This is a genomic window from Micromonospora sp. WMMD558 (assembly GCF_049315255.1).
GTDB lineage: Bacteria > Actinomycetota > Actinomycetes > Mycobacteriales > Micromonosporaceae > Micromonospora.
In genome coordinates, this window is record NZ_CP186061.1 from 4937452 (window position 1) to 4953371 (window position 15920).

General features: G+C 72.0%; 19 protein-coding genes. 6 read left to right on the forward strand and 13 right to left on the reverse strand.

The genetic code is table 11. The annotated features are described in order from the left end of the window. Nucleotides 1-224: 224 nt before the first annotated feature. The 4 genes from msrA to ACN26Y_RS23455 all read right to left on the reverse strand — a co-directional run bounded on the left by msrA (nt 225) and on the right by ACN26Y_RS23455 (nt 3592). Complete coding sequence (gene msrA / locus ACN26Y_RS23440; RefSeq protein ID WP_155332352.1) at nt 225-743, reverse strand: peptide-methionine (S)-S-oxide reductase MsrA; 519 nt, start codon at nt 741-743, stop codon at nt 225-227. A gap of 46 nt (nt 744-789) precedes the next feature. Continuing rightward, complete coding sequence (locus ACN26Y_RS23445) at nt 790-1677, reverse strand: redoxin (protein ID WP_422733520.1); 888 nt, start codon at nt 1675-1677, stop codon at nt 790-792. A 5-nt stretch (nt 1678-1682) separates the two neighbouring features. Next, nucleotides 1683-2405 (reverse strand): DUF1223 domain-containing protein, encoded by a 723-nt coding sequence (locus ACN26Y_RS23450; protein ID WP_422733521.1) that lies wholly within the window; start codon nt 2403-2405, stop codon nt 1683-1685. Between the two features lie 227 nt (nt 2406-2632). Further along, nucleotides 2633-3592, reverse strand: coding sequence for a helix-turn-helix transcriptional regulator (locus ACN26Y_RS23455; protein ID WP_422733522.1), 960 nt, complete (start codon nt 3590-3592; stop codon nt 2633-2635). Between the two features lie 126 nt (nt 3593-3718). On the opposite strand from ACN26Y_RS23455, the gene ACN26Y_RS23460 reads away from it, so the two are divergent. Further along, complete coding sequence (locus tag ACN26Y_RS23460; RefSeq protein ID WP_155332356.1) at nt 3719-4156, forward strand: VOC family protein; 438 nt, start codon at nt 3719-3721, stop codon at nt 4154-4156. A gap of 19 nt (nt 4157-4175) precedes the next feature. On the opposite strand, the gene ACN26Y_RS23465 is transcribed toward ACN26Y_RS23460, so the two are convergent. From ACN26Y_RS23465 to ACN26Y_RS23475, 3 genes are read right to left on the reverse strand one after another with little or no spacing between them, the layout of a single operon-like run. Further along, nucleotides 4176-4619 (reverse strand): SRPBCC family protein, encoded by a 444-nt coding sequence (locus ACN26Y_RS23465; protein ID WP_155332357.1) that lies wholly within the window; start codon nt 4617-4619, stop codon nt 4176-4178. A gap of 14 nt (nt 4620-4633) precedes the next feature. After that, nucleotides 4634-4996, reverse strand: a complete 363-nt coding sequence (locus ACN26Y_RS23470; RefSeq protein ID WP_155332358.1) for an ArsR/SmtB family transcription factor — start codon at nt 4994-4996, stop codon at nt 4634-4636. Then, a complete protein-coding gene (locus tag ACN26Y_RS23475) occupies nt 4993-5448 on the reverse strand; it encodes an SRPBCC domain-containing protein (protein WP_422733523.1) in 456 nt (151 codons plus the stop codon). Before ACN26Y_RS23475 ends, ACN26Y_RS23470 begins: the two co-directional genes overlap by 4 nt. A gap of 139 nt (nt 5449-5587) precedes the next feature. Here ACN26Y_RS23475 and ACN26Y_RS23480 point away from each other — a divergent pair, with 139 nt between their 5' ends. After that, a complete protein-coding gene (locus ACN26Y_RS23480) occupies nt 5588-6226 on the forward strand; it encodes a GNAT family N-acetyltransferase (RefSeq protein ID WP_155332360.1) in 639 nt (212 codons plus the stop codon). Here the strand turns inward: ACN26Y_RS23480 and ACN26Y_RS23485 are convergent. Beyond that, on the reverse strand, nt 6189-7007 hold the full coding sequence (locus ACN26Y_RS23485; RefSeq protein ID WP_155332361.1) for a class I SAM-dependent methyltransferase: 819 nt from the start codon (nt 7005-7007) through the stop codon (nt 6189-6191). The two genes, ACN26Y_RS23480 and ACN26Y_RS23485, sit on opposite strands and share 38 nt — an antisense overlap. A gap of 207 nt (nt 7008-7214) precedes the next feature. Here ACN26Y_RS23485 and ACN26Y_RS23490 point away from each other — a divergent pair, with 207 nt between their 5' ends. Next, the gene (locus ACN26Y_RS23490; RefSeq protein ID WP_155332362.1) at nt 7215-7898 is read left to right on the forward strand and encodes a hypothetical protein; all 684 of its coding nucleotides are present in this window, start codon (nt 7215-7217) and stop codon (nt 7896-7898) included. After that, a complete protein-coding gene (locus ACN26Y_RS23495) occupies nt 7882-8694 on the forward strand; it encodes a class F sortase (protein WP_155332363.1) in 813 nt (270 codons plus the stop codon). The genes ACN26Y_RS23490 and ACN26Y_RS23495 overlap by 17 nt, the downstream gene beginning before the upstream one ends. Before the next feature lie 31 nt (nt 8695-8725). Here ACN26Y_RS23495 and ACN26Y_RS23500 read toward each other — a convergent pair whose 3' ends face one another. Next, nucleotides 8726-9658: an NAD-dependent epimerase/dehydratase family protein gene (locus ACN26Y_RS23500; RefSeq protein ID WP_422733524.1), complete on the reverse strand. Its 933-nt coding sequence runs from the start codon at nt 9656-9658 to the stop codon at nt 8726-8728. A gap of 242 nt (nt 9659-9900) precedes the next feature. Between ACN26Y_RS23500 and ACN26Y_RS23505 the strand changes: the two genes are divergently transcribed. Next, a complete protein-coding gene (locus tag ACN26Y_RS23505; RefSeq protein WP_422733525.1) occupies nt 9901-10323 on the forward strand; it encodes a DUF6223 family protein in 423 nt (140 codons plus the stop codon). Between the two features lie 4 nt (nt 10324-10327). Here ACN26Y_RS23505 and ACN26Y_RS23510 read toward each other — a convergent pair whose 3' ends face one another. The 4 genes from ACN26Y_RS23510 to ACN26Y_RS23525 all read right to left on the reverse strand — a co-directional run bounded on the left by ACN26Y_RS23510 (nt 10328) and on the right by ACN26Y_RS23525 (nt 14772). Beyond that, entirely contained in the window at nt 10328-10990 is a 663-nt protein-coding gene (locus ACN26Y_RS23510) for a response regulator transcription factor (RefSeq protein WP_155332366.1), read from the reverse strand. Next, nucleotides 10987-12132: a sensor histidine kinase gene (locus ACN26Y_RS23515; protein WP_422733526.1), complete on the reverse strand. Its 1146-nt coding sequence runs from the start codon at nt 12130-12132 to the stop codon at nt 10987-10989. Before ACN26Y_RS23515 ends, ACN26Y_RS23510 begins: the two co-directional genes overlap by 4 nt. Before the next feature lie 174 nt (nt 12133-12306). After that, nucleotides 12307-13317 (reverse strand): trypsin-like serine peptidase, encoded by a 1011-nt coding sequence (locus tag ACN26Y_RS23520; protein WP_155332368.1) that lies wholly within the window; start codon nt 13315-13317, stop codon nt 12307-12309. A 546-nt stretch (nt 13318-13863) separates the two neighbouring features. Beyond that, complete coding sequence (locus ACN26Y_RS23525; RefSeq protein WP_155332369.1) at nt 13864-14772, reverse strand: LysR family transcriptional regulator; 909 nt, start codon at nt 14770-14772, stop codon at nt 13864-13866. An 81-nt stretch (nt 14773-14853) separates the two neighbouring features. On the opposite strand from ACN26Y_RS23525, the gene ACN26Y_RS23530 reads away from it, so the two are divergent. Further along, a complete protein-coding gene (locus ACN26Y_RS23530; RefSeq protein ID WP_422733527.1) occupies nt 14854-15846 on the forward strand; it encodes a DMT family transporter in 993 nt (330 codons plus the stop codon). Nucleotides 15847-15920 lie beyond the last annotated feature (74 nt).

Below are 15920 nucleotides of genomic sequence, written 5' to 3' on the forward strand. Positions count from 1 at the left end.
GCGCCATCCACCAGAGCGGACACGGCCGCGATTTCCGGAAGTGTTCCGGACCTGACTCGCGGCTCGGCGCAATCAGTGGCTGCGGAGGCAGCTGACGCGGCCGGGCGGCTCGATGTCGAGCCACCCGGCCGACCCGTCGAGTACGGGCACGTGGTGAGTCAGCGAAGCTGGCGGCCCGGGCGACACGATCCGGGCTCCAGCCGGGTTCGCCCGAGGCTCGGCAATCAACCGCGGTTCTCTCCTCGCCGGGGCAGCTTCCAGTCCGGCCGGACGAAGTGGCAGGTGTAGCCGCCGGGATGCTTCTCCAGGTAGTCCTGGTGCTCCGGCTCGGCCTCCCAGAAGGGGCCGGCGGGGCCGACCTCGGTGACCACCTTGCCCGGCCACAGACCGGAGGCGTCGACGTCGGCGATGGTGTCCTCGGCGATCTCCCGCTGCTGGTCGTCGGTGTAGAAGATGGCCGACCGGTAGCTCGCCCCCACGTCGTTGCCCTGGCGGTTCCTCGTCGTCGGGTCGTGCACCTGGAAGAAGAACTCGAGCAGGTCCCGGTAGGTCAGCTTGTCCGGGTCGTAGACGATCTCGATCGCCTCGGCGTGGGAACCGTGGTTGTAGTACGTCGCGTTCGGGACGTCCCCGCCGGTGTAGCCGACCCTCGTGTCGACCACGCCGGGGCGTTTCCGGATGAGATCCTGCATCCCCCAGAAGCAGCCACCGGCCAGGATCGCCTTCTCCGTCGTGTCGGTCATCGCTCCCCTCCCCTCCCCTTCCGTTGCCCACCACGTCAGGACGGCCCTACGGGCCGAACGTGAAGACGTACGCGCGGAAGCCGACTTGGCCGGTGACGAGGCTCAGCAGGTGGTCGTCCCGGGACGCGCCGTCGACGAGCCGGACCATGGCCGCCCGGTCGAGGTGCGCGACGCCGTCCGCGTCGACGTCGGCGCCGCGCTCGCCGCCGATCGGCTCGCCGTCGAGCAGCACCCGGACCTCCGCCCGGCCGGTGGGTCCCGGGTCGACGACGAGGTTCACCTCACCGGCGTTGAAGGGCAGGGCGAGTTCCCCCGTGCCGCTGACGAGTTCGACGTACTCGCCGCCGCTGAGCCAGTCGCCGGTCACGGTGAAGGTGCCCGGCACCCCCCGGTCGGCGCCGACGTACGTCTCGGGCGTGATCCCGACGTAGGAGGGCTCCCCCACCTCGGCGAAGGCCGCCGCTTCCGGGCTGACCGGCGGCAGCCCGGTACGCGGCGCCCGGACCTCCAGCAGCCGCCGGATCTCCGACTCCACCCGCTCGTACGCCCCCTCGCCGACCCACCGGTCGACGAGCCGTCCCTCGGCGTCGAAGAGGTACTTCGCCGGCCAGGCGTCGTTGCGGAGGATCCGCCAGAACGTGAAGTCGTTGTCGAGGGCGACGGGATAGGTGAGGCCGTGGTCCCGGACCGCCCGGTCGATGTTCGCGGCGTCCCGGCCGAACTCGAACTCGGGGGCGTGCACACCGACCACGGTCAGGCCCAGGTCCGCGTAGTCGCGGTGCCACGCCTTGACGTAGGGCGCGGTGCGGATCCAGTTGACGCAGGTGTACTCCCAGATGTCGACCAGGACCACCCGGCCGCGCAGGTCGTCGGGGGTCAGCGGCGGCGAGTTGACCCACCGCTCGACGGTGATGGGAGGAAGCTGCAGGGCCATCTGCCTCATCCGGCTGCCAGGTCGACGGCCGTGGCGCCGACGATGGCCCGGTCACCGTCGTTCTGCGCGTAGCCGACCACCATGGCGCGTCCCGGGTCGAGATCCGCCGGCACGTCGAGTTCGACCCGTCCGCTCCCGGTGTCCAGTCTCGTCGCCGTGAAGGCGCGCACCACGGCGTCCTGCCGCAGCCGCCGCCCGGCGTTCTCACCCCGGGGGACGTCGTTCTCCAGGCCCCGTTCGACGACGGCGACGTTCACCATCCCTCGCTGCGGCGGCCGGTCGACCTGGTAGTCCACCGTCACCCGGCGCCCGCCGCCCCCGTCGGCGGCCGCCACCGACAGCGTGACCGGCGTGACGGCCGGCGTCTTCAGGGCGTACGCGATGGCGTCCGAGGCCTGCCGGCGGTCGGAGCCGACGAACTCGGTGGTGCCGTTGACGATCATCTGCGGCGTGTACAGCCCGCCCGAGCCGAAGGCCCGCGCGTAGTCCTCCTGCCGGCGGGTGTACGCGGCGGCGCCGAAGGGGTCGGGCCAGCCCAGGTGGTCCCAGTAGTCGACGTGGAAGCCGAGGGCGTAGACGGGTCGCCCCCGTTCCCGGGCGTCGCGGTCGATCTCGGACAGCGCCGACTCGGCCGGAGGACAGCTGTTGCAGCCCTGGGAGGTGAACAACTCCACCACGGCGAAGCCGGCCTGGGCGCTACCCGCCCCGCTGCGCGATGTGTCCGTCATGGCGCAACCTCCTCAGGTCCCTCCTCCTTGCGGCCCTGGCCTTCCCCTTCCACCCGGGACCATGCGCCCGCGTCGCCGGACCGCGGTCGCTGTCACAGATCGGCGCCGGCCGGAAGGCGGCCAGGTGGAAGGAGTGCGACCAGGACCTGAAGTCCTACGCCCCGCCGCCGTCACCGACGAGCTCGCCGCCCGGCTGCTCACGCAGCTCGGGGCGCCGGCGACGGCCGTCAGCCGGTTTCGGCCATCGCCGAGAGGCGGCGGGCGAGCCGGCCGGCGGCCTCGCGCAGTTCGGGCGGCTCCAGCACCTCCGCGTCGAAGCCCAGCCGGGCCACGTGCACGGCGAGCCAGTCCAGGTCGTCCCCACCGAGGACGAGCACGCACCACCCGTCGCGGTCGTCCTCGACGCGCCCCACCTGGGGCGGCACGAACTCCCGTACGCGGTCCGGCGGGGCGTGCACCCGGACCCGGCCGAGATACCGGTACGGCGCCTCGGTCACGGACCGGTGCACGTACGCGACCGGGTCCGGATGCTCCCGCGGCCGGAAGCGCCAGGTCGTCGCCACCACCTCGCGCATCCGGTCCAGCCGGAAGGTGCGCCAGTCGTCGCGGTCGACGTCCCGGGCCATCAGGTACCAGCGGCGGCCGGTGGTGACCATCCGCACCGGTTCGACGGTGCGCTCGCGCTCCCCGCCGTCGCGTCCGGCGTACCGGAACCGCACCCGCACGGTGTCGCGGCAGGCCCGCGCGAGTGTCACCAGCAGCTCCGCGTCGATCTCGATCCCGGGGCCGACCAGGGTGTCGGTGGCCCCGTGCACCGCCCGCACCTCGGCGCGCAGGCGGGACGGCATCACCTGGTCGAGCTTCGCGAGCGCGCGCAGCGCCGCCTCGCCCGCCCCGGCGACCGTGCCTCCGGACGCCAGCCGCAGGGAGACCGCCGTCGCGATCGCCTCCTCGTCGTCGAGGAGCAGCGGCGGCAGCCGGGTGCCCGCGCCGAGCCGGTAGCCGCCGCCGACGCCCGCCGTCGCGTGCACCGGGTAGCCGAGCGCGCGCAGCCGCTCCACGTCGCGGCGCACCGAGCGGTCGGTGACACCCAGCTGTGCGGCGAGCGCGGAGGCGGTCCACGACGGCCGCCGCTGCAGCAGCGCCAGCAGTCGCAGCACCCGCTCGGTCGTCCGCTCGACGGTCACCGGTCCATCGTTGCACCGATCTAGGAATGATCCTGTCCGCTATGGCGGGCAGGCTGGGGCTGGTGTATCTGCTCCGCGACCTTTACCTGCACACTGACCGACAGACCTGACAGGAGGCGAGCTGAGATGGCCCGCGACGTCCAGATCACTTTCGACTGCGCCGACCCGGCCGGCTTGGCCGCGTTCTGGGCCGAGGCCCTCGGCTACCAGGTGCAGCGCGCTCCCGACGGCTTCGAGTCGTGGGACCAGGCACTGGAGGCGATGGGCGTGCCGCCGGAGCGACGCAACGACGCCTCGGCGTTGGTCGACCCCGAGGGCGCCCGGCCACGGCTGTTCTTCCAGCGCGTGCCGGAGGGCAAGCAGGCCAAGAACCGCGTACACCTCGACGTGCGGGCCGCGCCCGGGCTCGCGGGCGACGCGCGGATGGCGGCCCTGGAGGCGGAGGCCGCGCGGCTGGTCTCCCACGGCGCCACCCGGCGCGAGCGCCACGAGCCCGCACCCCCGCTCGGGACCGGCCACATCGTGATGGCCGATCCCGAGGGCAACGAGTTCTGCCTCGACTGACCCGACGCGCGGCGGCGGGTCAGTGCCAGTCGCTGATCCGCACGTCGCGCGGGTCGGGGGCGCCTTCCCCGGTCTCGAGGAGCTGCTTGAGGCTCATCAGGTAGGTGCCCCACTTGGTGCTGCAGTGGTTCATGAACTCGACCGGCTCACGCCAGCCCTCGTGCCGGAACAGCACGATCGTGTACTCGCCGTCCTGGCGGAGGTCCCACTGGATGCTGGTGCCGATCCACTCCTCCGGGCCGTCCACGACGTCCCAGCGGACGAGGCGGCCCGGATCGAGCTGGGCGACCTTCATGTCGAACCCGCCCGGCCGGAACCGGAACTCGATCACACCGCCGAGGTCCGTCTGTCCCGACGTCTTCTCGGTCCACCAGCCGGACAGGCCGTCCAGGGTGGTGAGCGCGGCGTACACCTGCTCCGGCGAGGAGCGCTCGACGCCGATGCGGTGAAGGATGTCTGCCATCTCCGTGATCCTGTCTACTCGTTCTTGCCGGTCTCGTCGGTCGTGTCCGTGTCACGCTGGATCGTCTCGGCGATGCGCTTGATGCGCCGCAGGCGGCGGTCCCAGGCGGTGCCGACGTCGGCGAGCTGGGCGACGGCGCGGGCGAGCTGGGCCTGGTCGACCCGGAACTGCCTCTCGCGGCCGGCGGCTGTGGCGCGCACCAGGCCGACGCGGTCGAGGACGGCGAGGTGCTTCGCCACCGCCTGCCGGGTCACCGGCAGGCGCTCGCTCAGGCTGGTCGCCGTCCCGCTGCCCTCGCTCAGCAGCAGGTCGAGCATCCGGCGGCGGGTCGGGTCGCCGACCGCCGACCAGAGGTCGTCGTCCACCAGCACGCTCATGCCGCGACCTTCGCGGCGTACGCCGGCAGTCGCGACAGGAAGTGGTCCCAGCCGCTGACGTGGTCGGCGTGCTCGGCGGCGACCTTCGCCTCGTCCCAGCCGCGCTCGCGGAAGCCGCTCTCGGTCATCCGCAGGAGCGTCCCGTCGCCGTGGGGTTCGAGCTCGAAGACGACCAGGAACGAGTTGCCCTGGGCGGCGGTCTCCCCCTCCGCGTGGGTCCACCGGAAGGAGAAGAGCCGCGGCGGCACGGCGTCGACGACGGTGAACTGCACCCAGGTGCCGCCCTGCGCGGGGTCCCCGAAGCAGATCCGCCCCGCTCCGCCGGGCACGGCCGGGTACTCGGCCTCGTCCGGCCACCACTCGCGCAGGTGCTCGGGACTGCTCACCACGTCGAAGACGACCTCGGGTGAGGCGTCGATGTGGATCTCCCGCTCGATCGTTCCGTACTCCATACCGGTCACCTTTCGCAACGTTTGGTTGCGCATCACGCTAGCCGATCCGCCAACCTAGCGCAACCGATGGTTGCTCAATGAGCGTCGGCCACCGCCAAATCGGATCGCCGCACCCGACGCGTCGTGCGATCGTTGCCGGGTGCCTCAGCCGAACTTGCGCACCGACCGCCTGCTGCTCGTCCCCCTCGCCGACCGGCACCTGGAGCTGGAGGTCCAGCTCGACTCCGACCCGGAGGTGCTGCGCTACCTCTACGGCCGGGCGCGGTCCCGGGACGAGGTGGTCGCGTCACACGCGCAGCGGATGGCCCTCGCCGACACGGTGGACGGCCTGGGCTACTGGACGGCGTTCGGCACCGACGGCGGGGCGCGCGGCTCGACGCCGCCGGCCAGCGAGGACGAGGGCGACTTCGTCGGGCTGATGATGCTCCCGCCGGCGCACGGCCCCGACCAGCCGGACGACCCCACGGTCAGCGACCTGGGTTACCGCATCCTCCGTCGCTGCTGGCGGCGGGGCCTGGCCAGCGAGGCGTCCCGCACGCTCCTGCGGCACGCCTTCGACACCGTCGGGCAGCGCCGGGTGATCGCGCAGACCATGGCCGTGAACGCCGGCTCCCGGGGCGTAATGGAGGCCGTCGGCATGCGGTACGTGCGCACGTACTTCCCGTCCTGGGACGACCCGCTGCCGGGAAGCGAGCTGGGTGAGGTCGAGTACGAGATGACCCGCGAGATGTGGCAGGCCCTCAACCCCGGTGACCGCGAGCGGGCGGAAATCGGCTGACCCGGCGCGCCAGGCACAGCCCGGTGGTCAACCGCTGCTCGACGACACCGCCGCGCGCGTCGACGAGGTCGGCCAGGGCGCGGTGCAGGCGGGACCGCTGCTGCTCGGGCAGCATCCGGTGCGGGGAGAAGGTGGACAGCAGGGTGAGGTAACGGGCGGTGTCGTACGGCACCACCGTCACGACCCGCTGCTCCTCGACGTCGATGAACCACGGCGAACCACGCAGTTCGTCCGGGTGGAACACGCCCGGGTGGCGGGTGTTGACCGGCCGTCCGGGCTGGTCGGCGATCTCCGGCGCGTGCTGCAGGTACACCGCGTCCAGCTCCGCCCGCAGTCGTGCGTCGACGAAGCCGAAGTCGTGCCCGAAGACCGCGAGCACCCCGCCCGGCGCCAGCGCCTCGGCGGCCAGGCGGCTGCGCCGGGTTCGGTCGACCCAGTGCCAGGCCTGCGCGCTGGCCAGCAGGTCGACTCCGCCCGGCGGCGGGGTCCAGTCCTCGAACCGGCTGACCACCACCGACACCAGGTCGTCGCCGTCGAAGCGGCGGGTCAGCAGCGCGGCCATCGCCGGGTCGGGTTCCACGCAGGTCAGCGGTACGCCGAGGCCACGCAGCAGCGCCGTGCCCTTGCCCGTCCCCGCGCCCGACTCCGCCACGGTCCTCGGCGCCCGGCCCGCGTACGCGGTGATCAGGTCCAGGATCTCCGCCGGGTAGCCCGGCCGGACGTCGTCGTAGGCGTCGGCGACCTCGCCGAACACCCGCCGCTGCTCCCGTGGCGCCGTCATGGGTGGACCCTACCGACGGCGGCGCGCCACCGCCCAGACGGGACAGACAGGGCGCGTAGCTCTCAAACAACATGAATTAACTACTTATTGCCTCTCACCCCTTAGATGTTACGAAACCTGGAATTTCCTCTGCTTTCGGATGAATCCGCTTAACGTTCGACGTGGCTCGTCCTCCAGAGCCACCACGAGAGAGTGAGGAACAGTTCGATGAGTTTTCTGACCAAGCTCGCCGGCGGCGTGGTGCTGGGCAGCGCCGCCCTGCTGCTCGCTACGCCCGCCACCGCGCTCGCCGCGTACGACGACGGATCCAAGGACCGCAAGACGTCGGACCAGGGACAGAAGTCGGACGGGAAGTCGGACGGGAAGTCCGGCCGGAAGTCGGACGACAAGCCGAAGACGTTCGACCTGAAGGACAAGCAGGGCAACGGGGTCATCTGCGCGACCACCAAGCAGATCAACGAGCAGAACATCGACCAGATCATCAAGGACAACACCATCACGGACAGCGTCGTCACCTTCAACCTGAACGCGGCGCAGGCGGCGACGAACAACAACGAGACCGGAAAGGTCATCGTCGTCTGCATCCGCGACCTCGACGTCGAGCTGGACGTGGAGGTCGACCTCCTCGGCGATCTCCTCCGGATGGTCGAGGCCGCTTCGCCGGTGGGCCAGCGCGCCGCCACCGCCGCCGCTCCCGGCGGCGCGTACGCGGGCCCGGAAGGAGCCTGGGTGCTGCCGAGGACGGCCGGCGTCGCGGCCGGTGACGGTGGCGCGCTCTCCGACACCAACACCGGTGCCCTCACGGCGGCCGGTGCCGGCATGATGGGCGTTGGCGTGCTCGGTGGCATCGCCCTGCTGCGTCGGCGGTCCGCCAATGGCACTGCCGCCTGAGGCGGCGAGGAGCGCCAGCGGCCGCCACGGTTTCCCGTGGCGTGCCGCTGGCTTCTCCCTGGTCGTCCTTGTCATCCTCACCGGAGCAGGGCTGGTCGGGCTCGCCGCCACGGCTCCCGATCCGGTCGGGCCGCCGCCGCAGCCCGATCCCGCCGCCGCACCGGAGTTCCTGCTGTCACCGCCGTCGGACCAACCCACCACGGCAGCAGCACCGACGCCGAGCGGAACCAGCGCGTCGCCGAGCACCGGGGCGACGCCCGGCGCGCCGCGCCGTGCCCGCGGGTCCGCCGCGACCCGCCCGTCTCCCGCTCCGACGGTGGTCGGCATGGTGCGCTCCCAGCCGACCCGCATCAAGATCCCGCGCATCGGCGTCGACGCGCCGACGGTTCCGCTCGGGCTCGACCGGAACCAGCAGATCGCGGTCCCGCCGCTGAACCAACCCAGGACGACCGGGTGGTACAAGCTGGGGCCGACTCCCGGCGAGGTGGGGACCGCCGTGGTGGTGGGCCACGTCGACTCCCGGGTCAGCGGACGGGCCGTCTTCTTCCGCCTGGGCGCGCTGAAACCGAAAGACACCATCGAGGTGCTCCGCCAGGACGGCAAGAATGCCACCTTCGTCGTCGACGGGGTGGCCCGCTACCCGAAGGCCAAGCTCCCGCTGAACCAGGTCTACGGCCACACCGGCAAGGCGCAGCTCCGGTTGATCACCTGTGGTGGCACCTACGACAAGGCGGCGAAGTCGTACCGGGACAACATCGTGGTGTTCGCGACCCTGACCACCGGCCGCGCCACCTGAGGCGCCGATCCGGGGCCGTCCCCCGCGGCGATCACCCGAACACCTCCCGGAACCCCTCCCGCCACGACGGGTACGTGAGGCTCAGCCCCAACTCCGACCTGGCCCTGGCGTTGCTGGCCGCGCGGAGCTGGGTGCCGTAGTAGACGGCTTGGACGCCGATCTGTTCCTCGGCCTCCGCCACGGAGATGCGCCGCGGCGGAGGAGCGTCCAGGATCTCGGCCAGGTACGGCAGCCAGTCGGCCTGCGGGGCAGGCTCGTCCCCCACGACGTTGTAGATGCCGGGACGTCCCCGGTCGACCGCCTGCACGGTGGCGGCGACCGCGTCACCGACATGGACGAACGGATAGTGGCCGGTGCCCTCGCCGACGATCGGCAGATCACCCGACGCGACGCCGATTGCCCAGTCGCCACCCGGCCCGATCGCGGTGCCCTCGCCGTAGAGGAAGCCGTACCGGAGAACGACGCCCTCGATCTCCGGTGTGCCCGACACCAGCGCCTCGGCCGCGATGTTCGCCTGTACGTGGCTCCGGATCGGCTCCGGGGCGTCCAGGTACAGCGGCGTCGACTCGTCCGTGGGCTCCGATCCCCCCGGCTCGGTCATGAAACTGGCGCTCTGCGAGACGACCCGACGGGTGCCGGCTTCACGGGCCGCCGCCATCAGCGTCCTCGTACCCTCGCTCCGCAGCCGGTTGGTCAACTCCAGCCACGTCGCGTAGTCACGCGCCGGCGCGGACAACGCGGTGATCTCGTTGACGATCACCTCCGGTGCGGCGCCGAGAACCGCCCGACGCACCGCCGCCTCGTCGAGCCCGTCCATCAACGCCGGCCGCGCCCCGAGCGCCTCGACGACGGAGATGTTCTCGCTCCGGTGGGTGCTGGCCGTGACCTCGTGACCCCGATCCACCAGGGCCTCGACGAGGGGCCGGCCCAGCACCCCGGTTCCGCCCGCGACGAAGATCCGCACTGCCGTCTCCCTGCTGTAACGACGCCCCGGGCCCATCGTGACCTGCGGCCCGGGTTGCCGGTGCACCAATCGGTCAAGCTCGCGCCTGACGACGGCCGCAGGAGGACAACTCCGGTGGTACGACGCGCGGAGCGCGCGCAACCCAGGTGGTACGCCGATCGGCAACTCCGGCATGACGACTGGTGAGCACACCCGTCCATACGCTGCCTCGTGTAGTCCTCACGCCAGCGAAGGGGTCCCCGATGAACGTCCGTCACCTGCTTGTCGCCGCCGCAGCCGCCCTGCTCGGGGGGTTCGGGTCCGCCGCACCAGCGGCCGCGCACGTCTCCACCCAACCGTTCGCCGTCAGCGTCGACAGCATGAGCGCCGGGCGGCTCGGTGCCAGCGTCGCCGCCGTGCTGGGGCTGGCCGGCCTGGTCATCGGAGGGCTGGCTCTGGCCCGACCCGCCAGTCGGACCGGCACCGGCTCCGGGCGGTTCGGAGCCACCGTGGCCCTGGTGGCGGGGCTGACCGGCATGGCCCTCGGTGGGCTGGTCGTGGCCACCTCCGACAGCGGTGTCGGCACCGGCAACGGGCGAGGCGGCGGCTACCTGGCACTGGTGGTGGGGCTGATCGCCGTCGTCCTCGGTGGGCTGGCCCTGGTGCGTTCCCGCCGCGCCGCCTGAGTTGTCAGGAGCGGGCGAGCCAACCGGGAACGGTCACGCCGGACTCGTACGCGAGGATCACCAAACCGGCCCGGTCGCGGACCTGGGTCTTGGTCATGATCCGGCTGACGTGCGTCTTCGCGGTGGCCGGGCTGAGCACCAGGCGCGCCGCTATCTCGTCGTTGGACAGGCCGGCGGCGACCAGCGCCATCACCTCACGCTCCCGCTCGGTGAGCGCGCTCAGCCGCGGCCCCGGGTCCGGATGCGTGACCCGGGCGGTGAACTCGGAGATCAGCCGGCGGGTGATCGACGGCGCGATCAGCGCGTCACCGCGCGCCACCACCCGCACCCCGTGGATCAGCTCCGTCGGCTCGGTGTCCTTGACCAGGAAGCCGCTCGCGCCCGCCCGTAGCGCGCCGTAGACGTAGTCGTCCAGGTCGAACGTGGTCAGGATGATCACGCGTACCGCGGAGGTCGCGGTGATCTCCCGGGTGGCGGCCAGGCCGTCCAGTCCGGGCATGCGGATGTCCATGAGGACGACGTCCGGTCCCAGGTGTCGGGCGAGCCGCACCGCCTCGGCACCGTCGGCGGCCTCGCCGACCACCTCGATGCCGTCCTCACCATCCAGAATGGACCGGAATCCGGCGCGTACCAGCGTCTGGTCGTCGGCGACCAGCACCCGGATCATGCCGGCGCTCCGGCCGGTGCCGGGCCGGGCCGCAGCGGTAGGCGGGCGCGCACCTGGAAGCCGCCACCCGGTCCGGGGCCCGTGGTCAGCGAACCGCCCAGGGCCCGGGCCCGCTCGCCCATGCCCAGGATCCCCTTGCCCGGCAAGCCGGGTGCGCCGGTGCCGTCGTCCTCGACCTCCACCAACACGTCGTCGCGGTCAGGCCGGACGCGGACCACCACGGCGGTCGCACCGGCGTGCCGGGTCACGTTGGTGAGCGCCTCCTGCACGATCCGGTACGCCGCCAGGTCGACCTCCGGCGGCAGCGGCCGGGTTTCCGCCAGCTCGGTGCGGATCTCCAGTCCGGACCGTCCGGCCGTCGTCACCAACTCGTCGAGCCGGGTCAGCCCGGGTGCGGGCGCGGTCGGCGCCTCGCCCTCCTGCCGCAGGATGCCCAACGCGGTGCGCAACTCCCGCAGCGTCTCCTTGCTCGTCTGTTTGATCGCGGTCAGCGCCTGCTCGGACCGGGTGGGGTCCGGGCGGTGCAGCGCGGCACTGGCCTGCACGTTGATCAGTGAGAGGTGGTGGCCGAGCACGTCGTGCAGCTCGCGGGCGATGCGCAATCGCTCGTCGGTCGCCCGGCGCCGGGCCTCCGCCTCCTTGCTCTGCTCCGCCGCGAGCACCCGGGCCTGCACCTCGGCGAGGTACGCCCGGCGGTTGCGGGTCACGCCGACGATGACCGCGACGAGCCAGCCGGCGTGCAGCAGCGTCGCCCCGTTCGCGCTGTCGGCGGTCCTGGTGTAGCTGTCCGCGACGGCGAAGGCGACCACCGAGGCGAGACCGAGTCCGATCGCGACCGCGAGGTGCCCCTCGTCGACGACGGTGTAGAGCGCCACGACGAACACCAGCATGACCGGACCGGGCCGGTGCAGCAGTGCTCCGTACGCGACAACCGCGGCCAGCGCCACCACGCCCACCGCCACCGGACGGCGACGGCGGAGGTACAGCGCGGCGGCAGAGGCCAGCACAGCCAGCAACGCCAGCCATTCGGCGGCGGTGTCGATGCCACGCGACTGCACCACCAGGCCGATGAACGCGACCAGGCCGACCACCACCACCAGCGCGGTGTTCGCCACCCGGCCATCACGCCGCCACGTCACCATGCGCCGAAGCCTAACGTCCTGCGACGCCGGGAATTACGCCGAAACCGCCGGGCCGCCAGGCCACCGGTGGCCTGGAGCTGGCCGCGTCTCCACCACTGTGGACCTGCGCCGACGACGCCTCCGCGCACGTGAGGAGCCCCGGCCGTGGGGCCGGGGCTCCGGTGTGCACGTGGGTCACGCCGGGGACAGACCCTCCGCGAAGTCGTAGAGGCTCTTGATGTCGTTGTCGAAGTACGGGCCGTCGAACTGCCCGTTGCCCGGGTTGTCGCCGTGGCTCACGACGCTGTTGATGTACCCGAGGCCGTTCTGGTCGTTGTACTCCTGCAGCCAGGGTCCGCCGCTGGAGCCGTAGGTCATGTTGCACCACATCCGGATCTGCTGGCCGCCCGCGTGCCAGGTGCCGCTCTGGCAGTACCACTGGACCTCGCCGCCGCCGAGGTTCGACGGGTAGCCGAGGGCGGTGATCAGGGGAATGTTGTAGCCCCAGTTCCAGCGCAGACCGTGGCCGCCGACCGTGTCGACGACCTTGAGGCCCCAGTTACCGCCGTTGTGCATGATGGCGATGCCCATGTCCTCGTCGTAGCTGTTGTTGTTGATCCACGCGGTGCGGGTCGTGAGCTGGTAGGCCACGAACGTGCCGAACGGCCGCGCGCCATGGCGGTAGCGCGGAACGAACTGCCAGTTGCGGTACCACTGCCCGCCGCGGCCCTGGTGCACGCAGTGACCCGCGGTCATGACGAGTCGGCGCTTGCCGCTGGCGACGGCGCTCGCCGAACAGGAGGCGGTACCGCCGGACGGGGTGGTGAAGTAGACCTTGCCGACGACCGCCGACTCGTTGAGCTGGATGCTGATGTCGCCGGTGCTGGCGACGCTCGGCTTCACCGGCGCGACCGCGCCCGCCGGTCCGACGGGCTTCGCCACCCGGTCGGAGGACTCGGTGGCGCCGGGGCGCTTCGCGATGTCCAGGTCGACGGCGTTGGCCATGCGCTCCGGCGTCCAGAACGCGGTCACCTCCTTGGCGATCTTCGCGTTGGTGATCGCGCGACCGTCGCTGGTGCGGGCGACCGTGGTGGTGTTGCCGTTCTTGTCGGTCGTGGTCGGCTTGGCCTCGGCGGCCGTCGGTCCGGTCACGACCAGCGCGAGCGCCAGGCTGGCCGTTGCGGACCATCGCAGGGTTGATTTCAAGTGCCCCTCCTATTTTCCTCGTGCCCCCGATTGGGCCACCGCAACGTATCGACTGAATTGCATTCGGCGCAACGTGATCGAATGCCGGATAATTGACACCGCCACCGGGCGGCCGAAAACGGTGCGCAAATCCCAGCGCCGCAATTCCGCGTCCTCCGCCGGAGAACGTCCTTCACTGTCGGCGGGTGGGAGTTGCGATGCCGGCGGGTTGATGTCGACGCAAGTCCCCTCGCTGTTGCGAGGGCTGTGACCAGGCAGTATGGACGCTGAGTGGTGATCGCAACCCGGAAGTCAAGGGCAGCATGCGCATCCGAATGAACAACCGGCGACAATCCCATTGCCACCGCGGACACTAATCCCGGCGGACGATCTTCCGCCCACTCCCCAGCCATGTGACGCGACGCACAGCGGCACCGCGAAGGCACGCTTCCTCGCGTAATGAAATGGCCCAGTTATTCGTAGCCCCAGGCAATCAGGACAGGAATTCGCCAGCCACAGTCACAATGCGGGCAATTGGGGAGTCAGGATCCCGACGACCGCATCCGATCAGCCCCGACCGTCCGCGTACGCGGACGTGGCGGCCTCCCGCAGCGCGGCGACCGCCGTCCGCACCGCCGGCGTGTGCTCGACCGCGTCGTGCACCACCACGCGGATCGACCGGATCGGCGTCGGGCGGACCACCTGGACGCTGGTCACGCCGGGGGGCAGGTGTGCCGCGCCGAGCGCGGGGAGCACCGTGAGGCCGATGCCGGCCGCGACGAAGGCGAGCGCCGTCGGGTAGTCGTGCGCCTCGACCCGGAAGGCCGGGCTGAAGCCGGCGGCGGTGCACGCCTCGATGAGGTTGGCGCGGCACCAGCCGCGGGCGAAGTCGTTGTCGACCCAGCGCTCGTCGGCGAGGTCGGTCAGGTCCACCTCCTCCTGCCCGGCGAGGCGGTGCCCGGCGGGCAGCACGGCCACGTACGGGTCGTCGAGGAGATGGTGGGCGGTGAAGCCCGAGCCGGGGTCGAAGCCGGCGCCCGCCACGACCACCTGGAGGTCGGCGCGTTCCTCCCGGCTGTCCGGGATGTGTTCGCGCAGTTCCAGGTCGAGCCGCACACCGGGGTGTTCGGCGAGGATGCACCGCACCACGAGCGGCATCCACGCCGCGCCCACGGATGCGAAGTACGCGATGGACAGTGCGCCGGTGCGGCCGGCTCGCAGGTCCGCGATCAGCGACTCGGCCGCACCGAGCCGGGAGAGCACCCGGTCCGCCTCGGCGGCCAGGGCGTGCCCGGCGGCGGTGGGCCGAAGGCCCCGCCCCGCGCGGGCGAGGAGGGTGAGGCCCGTCTCGCGCTGGAGTGCGGTGAGGTGCTGGCTGATGGCGGACGGGGTGTAGCCCAGGTTGGCGGCGGCCGCCTGGACCGACCCGGACGCGACGACGGAGCGGAAGACCCGGAGGCGGTGAACGTCGAGCACCCCGCAACAGTAAAGCCCCACTGAACAGTTGTGAAGAAACAGTCGCTGGTGCTGAACATTCGGGCGCACGAGAATCACCCCATGACCCCTGCACACCTCACCGCCGCCCCGCTCCGGCCGGACGCCACCGAGGGCGACCACGCCCGCGCGGCGTACCCCCGGTCCTGGCCCACCCTCGTCGCCGCCGGGACGACGGTGTTCCTGTGGGCGTCGGCGTTCGTCGGCATCCGCTTCGTCGGGCACGACTACTCCCCCGGCGCCCTGGCGCTGGGCCGCATGGCGGCGGCGTCCGTCGCGCTGAGCGCGTTCGTGGCGTTCACCGCCGGGCTGCGACGCGCCCGTTCTCCGCACGCCGCGCCGGAGCCGCACAGCCCGGCGCCCCGCCGGGCCGCTCTGCCCCGTGGCGGCACCCTGGGGCTCATCGCGCTGTGGGGCGTGGCGTGGTTCGGCGGCTACAACGTGGCGCTCAACGCCGCCGAGCGGCTGGTCGACGCCGGGACGGCGGCACTGCTGGTGGCGGTCGCGCCGATCCTCGTCGCGGTGGCCGCGGTCCTCGTCCTGGGCGAGCGGCTCACCGGCCGGCTCGGCGCCGGCGTGGCGATCGCCTTCGCCGGCGTCGCCCTGATCGCGGCCAGCGGCTTCACCGGACACGCCGACAAACTCGGCGTCGCGCTGGCGCTGCTCTCCGCCCTGCTGTACGCCTTCGGCGTGCTGCTCCAGAAGCGCCTGCTGGCGCGGGTGGACGCCGTGACGATGACCTGGCTCGGCGCGCTGGCCGGGACCGCGGCGCTGCTGCCGTTCGCCCCCACGCTCCTCGGCCAGCTCGCCACCGCCCCGCCGGCGGCCACCCTCGGCATGCTCTACCTGGGCGTCTTCCCGACCGCGGTCGGCTTCCTCGCCTGGGGCTACGTGCTGTCCCGCTGGACCGCGGGGCGCACCACCGCCGCCACCTACCTGGCACCGCCGGTGACCGTCCTGCTGTCGTGGCTGCTGCTGGACGAGGTGCCGGCGCCACTCGCCCTGCTGGGCGGCGCGCTCTGCCTGGCCGGCGTGGTGCTCGCGACGCGCCGCTGACGCCAGGCCTGAAGAGAAGCCGCTGAATCTTGCGCGAAGCGGTAAGCAAGCACGCCCGTGCCGACAAGTACTAG